The organism is Rhodococcus sp. ACPA4 (genome assembly GCF_002300185.1).
GTDB classification, from domain to species: Bacteria; Actinomycetota; Actinomycetes; order Mycobacteriales; family Mycobacteriaceae; genus Rhodococcus_F; species Rhodococcus_F globerula.
In genome coordinates, this window is record NZ_NSDY01000001.1 from 2,220,236 (window position 1) to 2,236,808 (window position 16,573).

Consider the following 16,573-nt stretch of genomic DNA (forward strand, 5'->3'; position numbering starts at 1 on the left):
GGTGAACTAGCGAACTGAACTTAGCGGGCAGCGTAATTGGGCGCTTCGACCGTCATGGTGATGTCGTGCGGGTGGCTTTCCTTGAGTCCCGCAGCCGTGATCTGGACGAACTGAGCGTTCTGGAGATGCTCGATCGTGGCAGAGCCCGTGTAACCCATTGCCGCACGCAAACCACCGGTGAGCTGATGCGTCACCTGCGAGAGTGGTCCGCGGAACGGAACGCGACCCTCGATGCCTTCCGGAACCAACTTGTCCTCGGAGAGAACGTCGTCCTGGAAGTAGCGATCCTTGGAGTACGACTTGGCCTCACCGCGCGACTGCATCGCGCCCAGTGAGCCCATACCGCGATAGCTCTTGAACTGCTTGCCGCCCACCAGGATCAGTTCACCCGGCGATTCGGCCGTACCGGCAAGGAGCGAGCCGAGCATGGCCGTCGACGCACCGGCGGCAAGCGCCTTGGCGATGTCGCCGGAGAACTGCAGACCACCGTCGGCGATCACGGGAATGCCGAGAGGCTTGCATGCCGCGACTGCTTCGAGGATGGCCGTGACCTGGGGAGCACCGACGCCGGCAATGACACGGGTCGTGCAGATGGAACCGGGACCAACGCCGACCTTGACGGCATCGACGCCTGCGTTGACGAGTGCCAATGCACCCGAGCGCGTAGCGACGTTGCCACCGATGATCTGAACCCGCTCGCCCAATTCGTGCTTGAGCTTGACGATCATGTCGAGAACATTGGACGAATGCCCGTGTGCACTGTCCACCACCAGTACGTCCACACCGGCGTCGGTAAGCGCCATCGCACGCTGGAAGGCATCGTCGCCCGCACCGACCGCAGCACCGACGAGCAGACGACCGTCACGGTCCTTGGTGGCAAACGGATGCTGCTCGGTCTTGACGAAGTCCTTGACCGTGATCAGGCCCGTAAGCTTGCCGTTCCCGTCCACGATCGGAAGCTTCTCGATCTTGTGACGGCGAAGCAGACCAAGCGCGACGTCAGCGGTGACGCCCTCTTGCGCTGTGATCAACGGCATCTTGGTCATGATCTCGGCGACCGGACGATTCTGGTCGACCTCGAAACGCATGTCACGGTTCGTGACGATGCCGACCAACTGTCCGGCGTCGTCGGTGACCGGCAGACCCGAGATACGGAAGCGAGCGCACTTCGCGTCGACCTCACCCATCGTGTCCGACGGCTTACACGTGACCGGATCGGTGACCATGCCGGCCTCCGAACGCTTGACGGTCTCGACCTGGCCGGCCTGGACCTCCACGGACGAATTGCGGTGCAGAACGCCCATTCCGCCCGCGCGGGCCATGGCAATGGCCATCCGCGACTCGGTGACCGTGTCCATCGCCGAACTGACCAACGGGATTCGCAGACGGATATCGCGGGTCAGCTGACTCGACGTATCGACCTGGCTCGGAATGACATCGGACGCTGCAGGCAACAGCAGTACGTCGTCGTATGTCAGCCCGAGCATCGCGACCTTGTTGGGGTCGTCTCCTCCGGTGTGTACATGCCCTGCAGAACTAGTCATGCGGTCAGGACCCTCCATGGACCTAGATTCGCCTTTTCGGTAGCCGCTGTAACAGCTGCCTCGAAGCGGATTACGAAAGCTGGATATCGGATAGAAGGCACCTGCACAGAAAGATATTCCTGGCACCTTTTCCCGGCGTTGAACACCATGGTATCGGGCCGCACATTGGTCCGAACCATCCCACCCACGCTGCAAGTACGCGTAACGAGTGGCGCTGACCCCCCTGACCTGCGTACCGTGGTGCTGTGCGTGATCAACTGCCTCCCGGTCTGCCGCCAGATCCCTTTGCCGGCGACCCCGCTGACCCTTCCGCGGCACTCGATGCCATCGAGCCGGGTCAACCACTCGACCCCCAAGAACGGCAGGCAGTCGAGGAAGATCTCGCTGACCTCGCCGTATACGAGGCTCTCCTCGCTCATCGTGGCATCCGCGGCCTCGTGGTGTGCTGCGAGGACTGCCAACAGGACCACTACCACGACTGGGACATGTTGCGGGCAAACCTGCTTCAACTCCTCGTCGACGGCACGGTTCGGCCTCACGAACCCGCCTACGATCCCATGCCTGAGGCATATGTCACGTGGGACTACTGCCGTGGATACGCCGACGCATCCATGAACGAAGCGATGCACGGCGACGGATTCGACGCCTGACACACTGACAACAGTGGGCCGGCAAGCATTACGCTTGCCGGCCCACTGTTTTTGATTCCGTTGCTACTGAACTACGTTGCTACTGATTTACGTTGCTGCCTAACAGGTCTCGCGACGCTCAGGACGGCGTGTTCACATTCGGCGACGTTGTTGTCGTCCTCGACGAGGACGGGGTAGTTGTCGTCGGCAACGTTGTCGTTGTTGTTGTCGTCGGGTTCGCCGACGGACTCGGGACTGTTGACGACGGCGCAACTATCGCTGGGTTGGGCGTCGATGTCGTCGGATTGGTACCCGGCAACTCCAGATCCGAGGTCGGGCCAGGCAAAACGGGAATCGACGTCACCGGCGGGGGCTCGAGCGTTGTCAGCCCGTCAGTTGTGGTCAACGGCGGCGGCGCAGCCTGAGTAGTTGTTTCCTGAACCTGGGTCATCAACTTGCCCCAGCGTTCTACGAGATCCGTCTTCGCCTGCGAATCCTTCACAGCACCGGCACGCTGGGCAGCGTTGTCCAGAACCTTCTTCGCTTCGGGAATATCCCCGGCGGCCAACAACCGCTCAGCCTTCTCGAGCTCGGACGTGGTGTCGATCTTCGCGACTGTCGAATTAGCTTCTTCCGTGAAGACAACCTGCTTCACACCCCACAGTGCGTCGCCCGGTTCAGCCCCGTACGTGAGCATCGAGCCGCCACCGATCACCACCGCTGCGACAGCTGCCGCAGCGGCAACGGGGCGCAGTAGACGAAGACGTGAACGAGAACGTTCGCGATCGGCAATGCTGGGGGGCGCCGATTCGATCGCTGCGATCACATCGTCGAGAAGTGGGCCCTCCGGCATCGGGGTCGACACGACGTCATCGCGCCACTTCGACAGAATCAACGCCAGTTCGTACTGCTCAGTGCTATCGGTTGCTACCGGCCCACCATGGGAAATTGCCTCGATCAGCGCGTCGTCGCGCCGAACCGCAGCCAGATCCACCGGTGCACCGTCGTCGGCGAGACCGGCTGTGAGGTCATCGAGATCGGAAGAATCACGATTCTCGTCTCTAGCCATAGCTCTCACCCGCTTTCGTTACTACTTTTTTCAGTTTCGCGATCGCCCTGTGCTGGGCGACTCGTACAGCTCCGGCGGTACTCCCGACGGCGGCGGCCGTTTCTTCAGCCGACAGTCCGACAACCAACCGGAGAATCAAGATCTCTCGATGCTTCTCCGGCAAGGTGCCGAGCAGTTCCTGCATGTGCCGGCTGGATTCCGAATCGAGTGCTCGCTGCTCGGGTCCATCGTCAAGTGCAATTACATCCGGTACTTCGGCTACGGGCTCCGACTTGTTACGGGCGGAGCTTCGATGGGCGTCAGCAACCTTGTGTGCAGCAATGCCGTACACAAAAGCCATGAAGGGGCGTCCCTGATCTTGATAACGCGGCAACGCGGTCATCACGGCGAGACACACCTCCTGCGCGACGTCGTCGGCCGACAAGTGGCCTCTCTCCGCCGCACCCACCCGACCACGGCAATAGCGCACCACCATGGGTCGAATGTTTTCCAAAACCAAAGCTAGAGCTGTACGGTCGCCCTGCGCTGCAGCGGCGACCGCGGAGTCCAACTCATCGCTCGTATTTGTCATCGTCAGCGAAAATCCTGGCGTTACAGTGGCACTTCCCGAGCGGGTGTGCTTCCACTAACAGCGGAACCCTCTAAGAGTAACCATCCAGACCGACTGGTCCGCGCAGGCCTGGCCCGCCGCGGCAATGTTTCGACGTGTACAACTCGTCGGCTACCACGTGGCACACCTCACAGAGGCATATCGGTGGCGCACCTCACAGGGACAGTTCACGGAACACTCCCCCGCGTGCCGCAACCGCAGCGCCGAGTGCGGCCGAATTCGGTGTCGTGGGGCTCCCGCTCACACCCTCGATCAGCATCGACGACGCCCACGCCAACGGTAGTAATCCAGACGAACGACACTCATCGAACACTTCACCTGCAAGCATTGCCGCCTGGCCCGGATCGAAACCTGTGAGCGCAGCGCATCGCAAAAGGTCCGACTTGACCTTGTGCCTGAGCGAATCACCACCGGCGGCGAGTTCGACAGCGCGTTCAGCGTGTCGAAGCGCCCGCGTGAAATCACCGGAAGCGAGCGCAAGTTCAGCCGAGACCCACTCGAGCCTGATCACCTGACGCCACAACCGCGCCGACTCGCCTTCCAGACGGTCGATCTGCTCCGCGCAGCGCTCGAGCAGGCGCCATCCCAGCGCCAGGCGGCCCTGACCGAGAGCGTCGGCTGCAAGGCCGGTCAACGCATCACAGGCGGCAGCGACCAACTCGGGAGAGTCACCTCGTCCGGCGACAATGGCAAGCGCACGTCCGTCGTCGTACGACGCCTTCGCGTGCCAGCCCGTTTGCCGCAGGAATGACGCCCGCGTGCTTGCGGACAACGAGGCATACACACAGTCGCCATCTGCGGCCAGGCCGGCGGTGCGCCGATCCACCACGTTCAAGGCGGCACGCGCCTGCGCATACCGCCCCTGACCACTGAGTGCGACGGCGCTCAACCACCACTCCTCGATGGTTGCCGGAGCGGAAAGCGGCGCAAGTCCGGGCTCTGTCCCGAATGCCACGGACTGAAGAGTTATCGACACGGTCAAATCATTGCAGTGCCCTCGACCACAGATCGCCGCGAGGGGACCGCAAGATGCAACACCCGTGATTCCGCAGCCATTCACCAAATGTTCAACTGAAATTGAAACTTTCATTTTCTTGAATTATTAACGAATGCATATCCATTAGGTTAACTGCGGGTTACCTAATGGACAAACGTCCAAAGTGTGATTTGGGAACTTAGTCCCAATTCAGTCATTCGAAGGTCGCGCTAGAACGCCGACAATCACAGACGGCTGCGAGCGATTCCGCTTTGTCCATAATACGAATACTCCCCCTGATCTGCCACTTCAGACGAAGAATATCTGCAGAACTTTACACATCACTCCACACTGTCAACTATTCGGCAACGGATCACTTACACACGAGGTGGTCGAAATGTAAATATTTCTCTCGTTAAATCTTGCTTTGCGAGATATGCCGCTCACCACTCATCGAGGCTATTGACGCGATTTACTCAGCACCCTTACGGTTAGCAAGCGTGAACGATAGAAAGCCCGGATAATCTTCGGGCTACTTGGTCCGCTCGTTGATCACGACGAGCTTGCAGTAAGGAGTCAACATGCCTGCACCTAATCATCTTCCCGGGCCGAACGCAGACATCTGGGACTGGCAGATGCACGGACTGTGCCGCGGAGTCGACTCCTCGATGTTCTTTCACCCGGACGGCGAACGCGGACGAGCCCGAGCGCAACGCGAAACGCGAGCCAAGGAAATGTGCCACCAGTGCCCGGTTCTCATTCAGTGCCGCTCTCACGCACTGACCGTCTCCGAGCCGTACGGCATCTGGGGCGGGATGTCGGAAACCGAACGCGAGCTGTATGCACGCCACCGCCGGAACGGCCGCCTGGCGTCGTAGAACCTCGTAGGTAAAACCAAGCCTCCTTCTCCCCTTCGCTTGCACTGCACTGCACTGCACTGCACAACCTGCTTACCCCGCAGACCGAGACCAGAGAGCCCCCGACGAACTCGGGGGCTTTCTCGTGTCACGAGGTCTTTTCGTGTCTCGAGGTCTTTTCGTGTCTCGACCCATCCACCTCACTGCTGACTCCGAATGCCTTGTACGGAACGTGCACACCGGCACTTCATCTACGGAAGGCAGACCCATGAACACCTCCACTCGAGTTCTGGCAGTCACGGCAGCAGCGTCATTCGCACTTGTCGGCATTGTCGGTTGTTCATCCGACAGCGATGATTCGTCAGATGCCACGTCCAGCGCTGCGACGACAACGTCGAGCATGTCGATGTCGACGACCAGTGCAATGGCAGACCCCGCATCGGATCTCGTCGGGGCAGGTTGCGCGGACTACGCAGCGGCAGTGCCGACCGGCGCCGGCTCGGTCAGCGGAATGGCGCAGGACCCGGTCGTGACAGCCGCGTCGAACAATCCGCTCCTCACCACACTGACCGCGGCCGTATCCGGTCAGCTCAATCCGGACGTCAATCTGGTCGACACCCTCAACGGTGGTGAGTTCACCGTCTTCGCTCCCGTCGACGCCGCCTTCGCGAAAATCGACCCGGCCACAATCGACAGCCTCAAGACCGACAGCGCAACACTGACGAAGATCCTCACCTATCACGTGGTTCCCGGTCAGATCGCTCCCGCCGATATCGACGGCACCCACACCACCGCCGAAGGTGGAACGGTCACCGTCACCGGATCGGGCGACGACATCAAGGTCAATGACGCAACCGTCCTCTGTGGTGGCGTCAAGACCGCAAATGCCACCGTCTACCTCATCGATTCGGTGTTGATGCCGCAGTAATCCCCCTTGCTGTGCGCCTTTGCCAACCGCGTCGGTTACCAAAGGCGCACAGCAGTAGCGGCGGGCCAACAGAAAAGAACCGGACATGCACGCTACGGTTGTAGTCGATGAAACAACACGAACCTTCGGGGCGGGATTACTCAGCTCGGGTGAGCCACGCGACGTGAGTGAACCGAACGAGGCCCCAGAGCACACCGACGCTTGTCCGACCGACAATTCTGCAGCGCGCACCGCCCGGATCACGGAATCCCGCGAACTCGCGCTGATCCTCGAGAATGTCGCTCGGGGCGATCAATCGGCATTCGCCGAGTTCTACGACCGGACCAGTTCACGCGTGCACGGGATGGTTCTCCGGGTCCTTCGCGATCCGGGTTTCTCCGAAGAAACTGTCCAAGAGGTGTATCTCCAGGCCTGGAAAACGGTGGACACCTTCGATCCGGTTCGCGGGTCGGCCTTATCGTGGCTACTCACTCTTGCTCACCGACGAGCCGTCGACCGGGTGCGTTCGGAACAGTCGAGTACTGATCGACAGGCCCTGTACGACACCACGAATTCGACTCCCGAATTCGACGTCGTCAGCGAAGAAGTCACTCGCAAAGACGAACATCGCGCCGTCACCGACTGTTTGGAATCGGTGACGGCGACCCAGCGAGAAGCTTTGACATTGGCGTACTACGGCGGGCGAACGTACCGAGAAGTAGCCGAAGACCTCGGCGTGGCGATACCCACGATAAAGTCACGAATCCGCGACGGACTACTCCGGCTACGCAGATGTCTGGGGGTGAACTGAGATGGACGAAGAGCTGATCGGCTGGGCACACCCCTACGCGATCGATGCCCTCGACCCCGATGAGCGTCGGGCTGTCGACGTTCTCCTGGAAGGCACTGACGCGGCCACCCGAGCGGAATTCGAATCTCAGGTCCGGCTCGCCGCCGAGACGATGGCTGCTCTGAGCATCGTCGACGCAGTCGAACCTCCGCCAGGGCTCCGCGCTCGCCTACTCGACACTATTGCCGAGACACCACAATCCCCGGAATTGGCTCCGCCGGTCTCCCTTGCCGGTCATCGCAAGCGTCGACGCCCATGGACCGTCGCACTAGCCGCTGCAGCGGCCGTGGTCATCGTGGCCGGGGGTATCGGAATCGGCGTCCAGATCACCGACAACACTCCGTCGCCGACCACCGTTTCCGAGATCATGGCCGCGCCCGACATGCACTCGACCACGCTGGACGTACCCGGCGGCGGCACCGCGACAACGGCGTTTTCGCCGTCCGAGGATGCCGCGGTGTTGACGATGAACGGTGTGACTCCCCCGAGTCAGGACCAGGTTTATCAGATGTGGCTGGTCTCGCCGGACGGTAGCACCATGACTCCGAAGGGCACCATGGCACCTGCCGATGTCAAGCCGACCACTCAGGTTGTACTCGACAATATCGGTCCCAACACCAAACTGGCCTTCACGATCGAGCCTCCCGGTGGATCGACTCAGCCGACAGGCGATCCGTTCGCCATCATTCCGCTGGTCTGAGCAGAAACCGAAAAAAGCGATCCCCCACCAACTTTCGGCGGGGGATCGCTTTTCGCGCGTGAAACCTAGTGGCTGTGACCGTGTCCGGTGTCAGCTACTTCTTCGGTCGGCTTCTCGACAACGGCGCTCTCGGTGGTCAGGATCATCCGAGCAACGGAAGCGGCGTTGACCACTGCCGAGCGGGTGACCTTGACGGGGTCGATGACGCCGTCGGCGAGCAGGTCGCCGTACGTCAGGGTCGCGGCATTGAAGCCATGGCCCTTGGGGAGATCCGCAACCTTGCTGACAACGACGGAACCGTCGATGCCGGCATTGGATGCGATCCAGAACAGCGGAGCGTTGAGTGCTGCGCGAACCACTGCGACGCCGGTAGCTTCGTCACCGGTGAAGCCGAGGTTGTCGGCGAGTTCGACGCCGGCCTGAACGAGTGCCGATCCACCGCCGGGGACGATACCCTCGGCAACAGCAGCCTTGGCTGCGTTGACGGCATCTTCGACGCGGAACTTACGTTCCTTGAGATCGGTCTCGGTGGCTGCGCCGACCTTGATGACCGCAACTCCGCCGGACAGCTTCGCCAGACGCTCTTCGAGCTTCTCGCGATCCCAGTCGGAATCGGTGTTCTCGATCTCGCGACGCAGCTGCGCGACGCGGGTCGCGATGTCGTCAGCGGTGCCTGCACCGTCGACGATGACGGTCTCGTCCTTGGTGACGACAACGCGGCGTGCGCTGCCGAGCAGGTCGAGTCCGGCTTCCTTGAGGGAGAGTCCGACGTCGGTGTTGATGACGGTGCCTGCGGTGACAACGGCAAGATCGTCGAGGAACGCCTTGCGACGGTCACCGAAGAACGGTGCCTTCACGGCGACAGCCTTGATCGTCTTGCGGATCGAGTTGACCACCAGAGTGGAGAGAACTTCACCCTCGACGTCCTCGGCGATGATCAAGAGCGGCTTGCCGGATTCGGCAACCTTCTCGAGCAGCGGCAGGAAGTCGGGCAGTGAGCTGATCTTCTCGCGGAAGAGCAGGATCAGCGCGTCTTCGTAGACGGCCTTCTGCGAATCGATGTCGGTGACGAAGTAGGGCGAGAGGTAGCCCTTGTCGAACTGAACACCTTCGGTGACAACGAGTTCGGTTGCAACGGTGGAGGATTCCTCGACCGTGACAACGCCGTCGGTGCCGACGCGGGTGAGTGCTTCGCCGACCATTTCGCCGATTTCCTCGTCACGCGAGGAGACGGTGGCAACCTGAGCGATGGACTTCTTGCCCTCGACCGGAGTTGCTGCGGCGATGAGCGCCTCGACGACCTTGTCTGCGGCAGCGTTGATTCCGACGCCGAGTGCCATCGGGTTTGCGCCCGCGGCAATGTTCTTGAGTCCGCCGCGCACGATCGCCTGAGCGAGAACCGTAGCGGTGGTGGTGCCGTCGCCGGCAACATCGTTGGTCTTGGTGGCGACACTCTTGACGAGCTGTGCGCCGAGGTTCTCGAAGGGATCTTCGAGATCGATCTCACGGGCGATGCTCACACCGTCGTTAGTGACGGTGGGGCCGCCGAATGCCTTGGCGAGCACGACGTGGCGTCCACGCGGGCCCAAGGTCACCTTGACGGCGTCGGCGAGCTTGTCGACGCCTGCTTCGAGAGCACGCCGCGCGGTCTCGTTGAACGCAATTTGCTTGGACATCTGTTCTGTCAGCTCCTGAATCTTCGGGGCGTGAACGCATTCCGCCCCGGGATCCTGTGTGGACTCCGGGGCGGATCACGTGTGTCTTACTTGGAGACGACAGCCAGCACGTCGCGTGCCGACAGAATCAGGTACTCCTGGCCGGCGTACTTGATCTCGGTTCCGCCGTACTTGGAGTAGATGACCGTGTCACCCTCCTTGACGTCGACCGGGATGCGGTTGCCCTGCTCGTTGACGCGGCCTTCGCCGACTGCAACGACGGTGCCCTCCTGGGGCTTTTCCTTGGCTGTGTCAGGAATGACCAGGCCGGAAGCCGTCGTCGTTTCAGCCTCGTTGGCCTGGACGAGGATCTTGTCCTCGAGCGGCTTGATGTTGACGCTCGCCACGATGAGCCCTCCATGGGTATGTGCGCCCGAGGGTTGCTCGAGACGCGATTGGGTTTGACGTTTACGGCGCGTCACTGCAGTCCCGTCGTCGCGGGTGCCGGAACTCGATCAGCGCCAATTGGCACTCTATACGTGAGAGTGCCAACCCTCAAGGACTGGGCGGGTTTTTTCTCTTCGTCCTCAGCGAAATCAGACCCACGTCCAATTTGTTCACCTATTGTTCATTCGTGACGAACATCAACCGCCGTAGTTTCCTGACCTTTGCCGGACTCGGCGCCGTGGGCGCCGTAGGTCTGAGCGCCAAGCCGTGGGGACTGCAATATGCCGGCGCCGCTCCCCTGCCCACGTCGGGCGCGGGCACCACACTCGACGCAGTCGCGACGCCGATCGGCAGCAGCGGCTACCGCAAACTCGGAGCCGGTCCTGGCTGGGCAAACATCGTGCGCGGCGAACTCGCCGAACCCAAGTCCGGCCGCGAAGACCGACGCACCGCATTGGCATCGATCGTGCAGTTGACCGACGTCCACATCCTCGACGCGCAGTCGCCGATGCGCTTCGAATACGTCCACCAGATCACCGGTTCCGCTTTCCGTCCGCAGGAAACGCTGACTGCGCATGGCCTGATTTCGCTTGTCCGAAGCGTCAATTCCATCGGATGCGGTCCGCACACGGCACGACCGTTCGACGCAGTTGTCACCACCGGCGACAACACGGACAACAAGGAACATGCCGAACTCGACTGGTTCCTGACCGCACTCAACGGCGGCACGATCGTTGCGAACACCGGCGCGAAGGACCGCTACGAAGGTGTCCAGAACTCCGGAGCAGATCTGTACTGGAACCCGGAATCGCCGATGCTCGACATGTACAAGAAGGCGGGCTTCCCCGAGATTCCCAATTTCTTCGGAGCCGCATTCACCCCTGTCTCGAGCCCTGGCCTGAACACTCCCTGGTACTGCGTGTTCGGCAACCACGACGATTCGGTGTCCGGCACCGTTCCCAGCGGCATCCCGCCGCTAGAGGCCATGTACACCGGATCGCTCAAGTTCGAGGTTCCCGGCTCACCGGAACAGGCCAAGCAGATCGACATCGCCACCAAGTTCGATCCGAGCGCCATTCCGGGAATTCTGTCCGCCTTCACGACGCCCCCGCGCCAGGTCACCCCCGACCCGGCCCGTGCTCCCTTCACGCCGAAGCAGTTCATCGCCGCGCACCTCGATCCGGCGCATACCGGTCCGGGTCCGGTTGGTCACGGATTTGCGCCGGACGCCGATCACACCGGCATCGGTTACTACTCCTTCGAGATCGCTCCCGGCGTCGTCGGAATCAGCATGGACTCCACCAACCGTGCCGGCTTTGTCGACGGCTCCCTGGGCGCAGCGCAGTTCCGCTGGATCGAAGACACCCTTCGGGCCGGCAGCAGCACGTTCTTCGACGCTGCCGGGTCCAAGATCACGCAGTCCCGCGACGACACCTACTTCGTGCTGTTCAGCCACCACACGAGCGACACGATGGACAATCTCATCCCCGACCCCGAGAACATCCTCGAGCCGCGCTTCCGCGGTTCGCAGCTTCTCGAGCTGTTGCACCGCTTCCCCAACGTTCTTGCCTGGGTCAACGGCCACACACACGAGAACAAGATCACCCCGTGGCCCGGTGTCACGCCGGAACAGGGGTTCTGGGAGATCAACACCGCTTCGCACATCGACTTCCCGCAGCTCGGCCGGATCATCGAAATCGCGGACAACGGCGACGGCACCGTCTCGCTGCTCGCGACGCTCTTCGAAGCCGAGAGTCCGTACTCGGTCGATCACAGTGACAAATCGCCAGAGGGCCTGGCATCGCTGTACCGCGAACTGTCCTTCAACGACATTCACCGCGATCCCAAGCTGACCGGCGCCGGTGTCGATCAGAACGTCGAGCTGCTGGTTCCCGTCATTCGCTAGCGTCACCTGGCTTCGTCTGCCGTGTCCTGTGTTCCTTGGACCAGGACACGGCAGCAATAACAAAGCGGACGCCAAAGCCGATCAGCACCAGGTTGCAGACGATCTGAAGCGACACCAATGCCCTGGCCAGATCAGTTTTTGCGGCGATGTCCCCGAACCCGACGGTCGAGAACACGGACAGCGAGAAATAGAGCGCACCCATCCTCGACAACGGTTCGGTGAAACTTGTCGGGTCGGCCCCTGCGACAGCAAAATATGTCATCGAGACGATCAGAAGATACGTCGGCACCACGACAGATGCCGCCTCGACGGCCTGCAACGCCGGCACATCCGAATTCAGGATTCGCTTGATCTGCCAGGCAGCGACACCCAGTACCGCGACACCGCCTGCGACCAACAGAGCAAAGGCGCTGACGGTGTGTGCGTCGGTCCACGGCAACAGGAAATACGCACAACCCAACGCGACGACGGTCAGCACCGGCCGCAGTATCGCCCCCGCGATCAATCGACGGCGTTGACGCGTATCCATCTGCCGGGATTCGACTTTTTTCCGCATAATTCAATATTCGGCAATCCCGCTGGTAAAACCACCGTTTCGGTACGAAAAGTTCTCCTCCTCACAGAAAACTGCCGAGCAATCGTGCCGATCGTTCTGTAACGTTCATGTAACGGCGACCGATATGCGGTCACAGAAACACCTGCGAGGGGGTGCAAGATGGGTTCATCACTGGGAATGTCGACGGGTTCGTCGGGCGTCTACTCCGCGCTCGTCGATACCGATTCCGCAGAAGCCACACCCGGTAGTTTGCCTGCCGAAACACGATTCGTCTCCGCCGATCAGGTCAACACCAACGTCGGAGACTTGGTGCGCGCGTCGATCAAGCTGATGACCACGCAGGTGTCCGATCGCGCCGCTGCCCCTCGGTCCATCGGGGTCACATACTCGACCGACCAACAGCTCGCGAGCATCCGATCCTCGCTCGCGAAGTCGCCGAACCGCGTTCGGCTCATTCCCGAACCGGCCGCGGTGCACGCCTATCTCGCAGAAACAGGCAAGACTGCACGCTACGGCGCCACCGCGCAGATAGACCTCGGCGATAGCGGCCTGAGCGTGTCCGTGGTCGATCACAGCGGCGAGATCCTCATCTCCGAACGCACCGACGCTCTTGCCGGCGCCGGCATCGACGCAGCCCTCGTCGCGTTTGTCACCGACAAGTACCCTCATCCACTCGGCCGACACACCGACACCGAACTACTGATGTCGCGCTGCCACGTCGCGAAGGAACAACTCTCCACCACTCGCAGCGTCACGATCGACCTGCCACGTGGGCCCATCACGATCACCCGGGTCGAGTTCGAGGACATTATCGCCGCGGATGTCGAGCGCGCGCTCACGCTGATCCGCAGCGTCCTGAGCGCGGCACCACACACCGTCGAGGCCATTGTCCTCATCGGCGGCGGCGCCCATATCCCCACTGTGCGTACGGCAATCGCAGACGCCGCACGAGTCCCGACAGTCGAATTCGACGAGCCCGAAGCAGCCGCAGCCAAAGGTGCTGCACTACTTGCAGATTCCGCGACGTCGTTGCGTTACCCGTTGGCAGGCTCGGAAACTTCCGAGCGCATCCGTCCGGCCGCCAAAGCGTCGGGCGCGCTGATCGGCGCGCTAGTCGTCGGTGGACTCGTATTGGGTTATGCCGCCAAGGAAGTCGTCCCGACCGACAACACGCCGATTTCGCCGGCCGGCACCGGATCGACCACAACGCACACCACAACCGACGTCGTTCCGAGCACCGGTTCCACAGTCATCCCGTCACATGACCCGGTGCCCACGGTTGTCCACACAACAGTCCCGTACCGGGCACAGCCGTACGGAACACAGCCGTACGAGACACATCAGTTCACGTTGTCGCCTGCGCCGCCGTCGGACACGTCCACACCGACGACAACCGTTCCGCCGACAACTCTTCCGCCGACAACCACGACCACCATCCCGGCCCGGCCGACACTTCCCGGCATCACGCTGCCGGATACACCGTCGTGGTGGCCGGAGAACCTGCCACAGATTCCGAGTGGGCCTTCGGAACTGGCTCCGGGCGAAGGCGGAAACGGTGGTTCCGGTTCCACCGAAACCACCGCCGAGACTCCCACAGAGTCCGCATCACCCGAGCCGACGACGGAGAACGCGGCGCCGACCCCCACCGCTCACCTGCCTGTACCGGTCGGCTGACCTAGCGCAGAACTTGGCTGATCGAGACGGACAATCCCGGATCGGTTGCAACACTCAATTCCGACGGCCCGGCTCCGGCACCGATCAGGTGCGCGGCCAGCGAAGCGATCATCACTCCGTTGTCGGTACACAACCTCGGCTTCGGAATACGCAGCGTGAGACCGGATTCGGCGCACCGCTGCTCGGCGAGGCTACGAATGCGAGAGTTCGCGGTTGCTCCTCCGCCGAGCACCACGGTGTCGACGCCGACATCCTTGGCGGCACGAACCGCCTTCATCGTCAGGACGTCGGCCACCGCCTCTTGGAACGACGCTGCGATATCCGGAATCGAAAAAGCTTCTTCTGCACGCTGTTTCGACTCCACATAGCGAGCAACGGACGTCTTGAGTCCGGAGAAGGAGAAGTCGTGACGCGAGTCGCGCGGGCCCGTCATGCCACGCGGGAACGGGATCGCGTTCGGATCACCTTCCTGCGCAGCCGCATCCAAGGCCGGTCCACCGGGGAACCCGAGACCGAGAAGCCTCGCAACCTTGTCGAATGCTTCACCGGCAGCGTCGTCGACGGTAGTTCCGAGTTCGACGATCGGCTTTCCGAGATCCTCGACGTGCAGCAAATGCGTGTGCCCACCGGAGACCAGAAGGGCCACGCACGACGGCAACGGTCCGTGCTCGAGGGTGTCGACCGATACGTGGCCGCCGAGGTGATTGACCGCATAGAACGGGATGTTCCACGCTGCCGCATAGGCTTTGGCTGCCGCCACACCCACCAACAGGGCGCCCGCCAGGCCGGGTCCGATCGTGACGGCCAGAGCGTCGGGCTTCTCGATACCGGCCGCCGCGAGAGCACGCCGCATGGTCGGGACGATTGCCTCGAGATGAGCGCGCGACGCAACCTCAGGCACCACTCCGCCGTACCGGGCGTGCTGATCCACACTCGACGCCACTTCGTCCGCCAACAAATCGCAGGTTCCGTCACCGTTCCAACGTACGATGCCGACTCCTGTTTCGTCGCACGAGCTTTCGACACCCATGACGATCATGCTTGCTGCTCCTCATTCTTGCGAACACCCACGGCGGGCCGCCGCATCGTGAACGCATCTGCCCCGCTGGGCTGGTAGTACTTCTTTCGGGTTCCGACGATCTCGAATCCCTCACGCCGATACAGAGCGATTGCCGGTTCGTTGTCGGTGCGCACTTCCAGGAACACGTCTGCTCCCCGGTCGTCCGCGAGAGCCAAGAGCGCATCGAGCAAAGCCCCGCCGATACCGCGGCGCTGCGCACCCGGATCCGTTCCGATGGTGTGCACTTCGGCTTCGATGTTGGGCGGCGCGCCCAACAATGCAACTCCGGCGTACCCCAGAACACGACCGTCGGGCTCACGAGCCACGAAGTAGTGATTGTGCGAGCCGGCCAACTCGGAGACAAAAGCCTGAGCGGTCCACGGCCCGTCCCCCGCAAAGAGGGCACGTTCCAACTCGGCACACCGCTCGGCGTCGTCGACCGTCATCGACGTGATGGTGTAACTCATTTGCCGCGTTCCGCCAAGGTCTTGGCGTCCGGGCGGCGTAGATACAGCGGCTCGAGCGGTTCCGGAATCGAACCGGCCAGAATGTCTTGCGCTGCAACAGTGACCAAACCGGCCGGAGACGGCGTCTCCGCAGGCTCGACCCGGAGATCGAAAAGGTCTACGTGCGAAGCAGATCCGGCAACAATCGTCGACGGCGACGCGTCAACGTCGCCCGGCGAATTCACTGCGGGGCCTTCCACTCGAACGCCCTCATCGTAACGAGCCCAATAGATTTCACGTCGACGTGCATCGGTCACGACAAGCAGGTTGCCTGGCGTCTGCACTGCCGCGGCAATGGCGTCGAGGCTGCACACACCGTAGACCGGGACACTGAGCGCGTCACCGAACGCGGCGCCGGTCGCCATCCCCACCCGCAGGCCGGTGTACGGACCGGGTCCCACGCCCACCACCACGGCGCCCAGGTCTGCCGGCGTGATCGACGCCTCGGCGAGGCATTCGAGAACATGCGGGGTGAGCACCTCGGCATGTGCGCGGGGGTTCACTGTCACCCGAACGGCGAGCGTCGAAACCTCACCGAGAGGCGAGAGTGAGACAACTCCGGCAGTGACGGCCGGCGTGGAGGTATCAATCGCGAGAACAAGCACGATAACTCAGGGTACTCGCACG

17 protein-coding genes are annotated in these 16,573 nt (G+C 62.0%); 7 read left to right on the top strand and 10 right to left on the bottom strand.

The genetic code is table 11. The annotated features are described in order from the left end of the window. Positions 1 to 20 precede the first annotated feature (20 nt). A complete protein-coding gene (gene guaB, locus CJ178_RS10140) occupies positions 21 to 1,544 on the bottom strand; it encodes an IMP dehydrogenase (protein WP_033231537.1) in 1,524 nt (507 codons plus the stop codon). Between the two features lie 245 nt (positions 1,545 to 1,789). On the opposite strand from guaB, the gene CJ178_RS10145 reads away from it, so the two are divergent. Continuing rightward, positions 1,790 to 2,194: a DUF5319 domain-containing protein gene (locus CJ178_RS10145; protein ID WP_033231326.1), complete on the top strand. Its 405-nt coding sequence runs from the start codon at positions 1,790 to 1,792 to the stop codon at positions 2,192 to 2,194. A gap of 118 nt (positions 2,195 to 2,312) precedes the next feature. Here the strand turns inward: CJ178_RS10145 and CJ178_RS10150 are convergent, their stop codons facing one another. The 3 genes from CJ178_RS10150 to CJ178_RS10160 form a co-directional block, all read right to left on the bottom strand. After that, on the bottom strand, positions 2,313 to 3,242 hold the full coding sequence (locus CJ178_RS10150; protein ID WP_033231327.1) for an anti-sigma-D factor RsdA: 930 nt from the start codon (positions 3,240 to 3,242) through the stop codon (positions 2,313 to 2,315). Further along, positions 3,235 to 3,813: a sigma-70 family RNA polymerase sigma factor gene (locus CJ178_RS10155; protein ID WP_033231328.1), complete on the bottom strand. Its 579-nt coding sequence runs from the start codon at positions 3,811 to 3,813 to the stop codon at positions 3,235 to 3,237. The genes CJ178_RS10150 and CJ178_RS10155 overlap by 8 nt, the downstream gene beginning before the upstream one ends. 193 nt (positions 3,814 to 4,006) lie before the next feature. Then, entirely contained in the window at positions 4,007 to 4,807 is an 801-nt protein-coding gene (locus CJ178_RS10160; protein WP_257013090.1) for a hypothetical protein, read from the bottom strand. A gap of 602 nt (positions 4,808 to 5,409) precedes the next feature. Between CJ178_RS10160 and CJ178_RS10165 the strand changes: the two genes are divergently transcribed. The 4 genes from CJ178_RS10165 to CJ178_RS10180 all read left to right on the top strand — a co-directional run bounded on the left by CJ178_RS10165 (position 5,410) and on the right by CJ178_RS10180 (position 8,142). Continuing rightward, positions 5,410 to 5,706, top strand: a complete 297-nt coding sequence (locus tag CJ178_RS10165) for a WhiB family transcriptional regulator (protein ID WP_033231330.1) — start codon at positions 5,410 to 5,412, stop codon at positions 5,704 to 5,706. Positions 5,707 to 5,953: 247 nt separating this feature from the next. Next, entirely contained in the window at positions 5,954 to 6,613 is a 660-nt protein-coding gene (locus tag CJ178_RS10170; protein ID WP_033231331.1) for a fasciclin domain-containing protein, read from the top strand. An 85-nt stretch (positions 6,614 to 6,698) separates the two neighbouring features. Then, positions 6,699 to 7,403, top strand: a complete 705-nt coding sequence (locus CJ178_RS10175) for a sigma-70 family RNA polymerase sigma factor (RefSeq protein WP_033231332.1) — start codon at positions 6,699 to 6,701, stop codon at positions 7,401 to 7,403. A gap of 1 nt (position 7,404) precedes the next feature. Next, positions 7,405 to 8,142, top strand: coding sequence for an anti-sigma factor (locus CJ178_RS10180; protein ID WP_095886643.1), 738 nt, complete (start codon positions 7,405 to 7,407; stop codon positions 8,140 to 8,142). A gap of 65 nt (positions 8,143 to 8,207) precedes the next feature. On the opposite strand, the gene groL is transcribed toward CJ178_RS10180, so the two are convergent. Then, positions 8,208 to 9,818, bottom strand: coding sequence for a chaperonin GroEL (gene groL / locus CJ178_RS10185; protein WP_033231334.1), 1,611 nt, complete (start codon positions 9,816 to 9,818; stop codon positions 8,208 to 8,210). An 86-nt stretch (positions 9,819 to 9,904) separates the two neighbouring features. Further along, positions 9,905 to 10,204 carry a co-chaperone GroES gene (gene groES / locus CJ178_RS10190; RefSeq protein WP_003940763.1) on the bottom strand — a complete coding sequence of 100 codons (300 nt, stop codon included), beginning with the start codon at positions 10,202 to 10,204 and terminating at the stop codon, positions 9,905 to 9,907. A 227-nt stretch (positions 10,205 to 10,431) separates the two neighbouring features. On the opposite strand from groES, the gene CJ178_RS10195 reads away from it, so the two are divergent. Then, the gene (locus CJ178_RS10195; RefSeq protein WP_033231538.1) at positions 10,432 to 12,150 is read left to right on the top strand and encodes a TIGR03767 family metallophosphoesterase; all 1,719 of its coding nucleotides are present in this window, start codon (positions 10,432 to 10,434) and stop codon (positions 12,148 to 12,150) included. Here CJ178_RS10195 and CJ178_RS10200 read toward each other — a convergent pair. Next, entirely contained in the window at positions 12,140 to 12,706 is a 567-nt protein-coding gene (locus tag CJ178_RS10200) for a potassium channel family protein (RefSeq protein WP_033231335.1), read from the bottom strand. The two genes, CJ178_RS10195 and CJ178_RS10200, sit on opposite strands and share 11 nt — an antisense overlap. Before the next feature lie 159 nt (positions 12,707 to 12,865). Here CJ178_RS10200 and CJ178_RS10205 point away from each other — a divergent pair, with 159 nt between their 5' ends. Then, on the top strand, positions 12,866 to 14,380 hold the full coding sequence (locus tag CJ178_RS10205; protein ID WP_095886644.1) for an Hsp70 family protein: 1,515 nt from the start codon (positions 12,866 to 12,868) through the stop codon (positions 14,378 to 14,380). Between the two features lies 1 nt (position 14,381). Here the strand turns inward: CJ178_RS10205 and tsaD are convergent, their stop codons facing one another. From tsaD to tsaB, 3 genes are read right to left on the bottom strand one after another with little or no spacing between them, the layout of a single operon-like run. Next, positions 14,382 to 15,419 carry a tRNA (adenosine(37)-N6)-threonylcarbamoyltransferase complex transferase subunit TsaD gene (gene tsaD, locus CJ178_RS10210; RefSeq protein WP_033231336.1) on the bottom strand — a complete coding sequence of 346 codons (1,038 nt, stop codon included), beginning with the start codon at positions 15,417 to 15,419 and terminating at the stop codon, positions 14,382 to 14,384. Next, positions 15,416 to 15,907 carry a ribosomal protein S18-alanine N-acetyltransferase gene (rimI, locus tag CJ178_RS10215; RefSeq protein ID WP_033231337.1) on the bottom strand — a complete coding sequence of 164 codons (492 nt, stop codon included), beginning with the start codon at positions 15,905 to 15,907 and terminating at the stop codon, positions 15,416 to 15,418. Before rimI ends, tsaD begins: the two co-directional genes overlap by 4 nt. Beyond that, positions 15,904 to 16,551, bottom strand: coding sequence for a tRNA (adenosine(37)-N6)-threonylcarbamoyltransferase complex dimerization subunit type 1 TsaB (tsaB, locus tag CJ178_RS10220; RefSeq protein WP_033231338.1), 648 nt, complete (start codon positions 16,549 to 16,551; stop codon positions 15,904 to 15,906). Before tsaB ends, rimI begins: the two co-directional genes overlap by 4 nt. Positions 16,552 to 16,573 lie beyond the last annotated feature (22 nt).

Excerpts from the sequence above, each read along its gene's own strand:
- guaB (WP_033231537.1), bottom strand. The coding sequence starts at position 1,544 with ATGACTAGTTCTGCAGGGCATGTACACACCGGAGGAGACGACCCCAAC.
- CJ178_RS10150 (WP_033231327.1), bottom strand. The coding sequence starts at position 3,242 with ATGGCTAGAGACGAGAATCGTGATTCTTCCGATCTCGATGACCTCACA.
- CJ178_RS10155 (WP_033231328.1), bottom strand. The coding sequence starts at position 3,813 with ATGACAAATACGAGCGATGAGTTGGACTCCGCGGTCGCCGCTGCAGCG.
- CJ178_RS10165 (WP_033231330.1), top strand. The coding sequence starts at position 5,410 with ATGCCTGCACCTAATCATCTTCCCGGGCCGAACGCAGACATCTGGGAC.
- CJ178_RS10170 (WP_033231331.1), top strand. The coding sequence starts at position 5,954 with ATGAACACCTCCACTCGAGTTCTGGCAGTCACGGCAGCAGCGTCATTC.
- CJ178_RS10175 (WP_033231332.1), top strand. The coding sequence starts at position 6,699 with ATGCACGCTACGGTTGTAGTCGATGAAACAACACGAACCTTCGGGGCG.
- CJ178_RS10180 (WP_095886643.1), top strand. The coding sequence starts at position 7,405 with ATGGACGAAGAGCTGATCGGCTGGGCACACCCCTACGCGATCGATGCC.
- groL (WP_033231334.1), bottom strand. The coding sequence starts at position 9,818 with ATGTCCAAGCAAATTGCGTTCAACGAGACCGCGCGGCGTGCTCTCGAA.
- CJ178_RS10200 (WP_033231335.1), bottom strand. The coding sequence starts at position 12,706 with ATGCGGAAAAAAGTCGAATCCCGGCAGATGGATACGCGTCAACGCCGT.
- CJ178_RS10205 (WP_095886644.1), top strand. The coding sequence starts at position 12,866 with ATGGGTTCATCACTGGGAATGTCGACGGGTTCGTCGGGCGTCTACTCC.
- tsaD (WP_033231336.1), bottom strand. The coding sequence starts at position 15,419 with ATGATCGTCATGGGTGTCGAAAGCTCGTGCGACGAAACAGGAGTCGGC.
- rimI (WP_033231337.1), bottom strand. The coding sequence starts at position 15,907 with ATGAGTTACACCATCACGTCGATGACGGTCGACGACGCCGAGCGGTGT.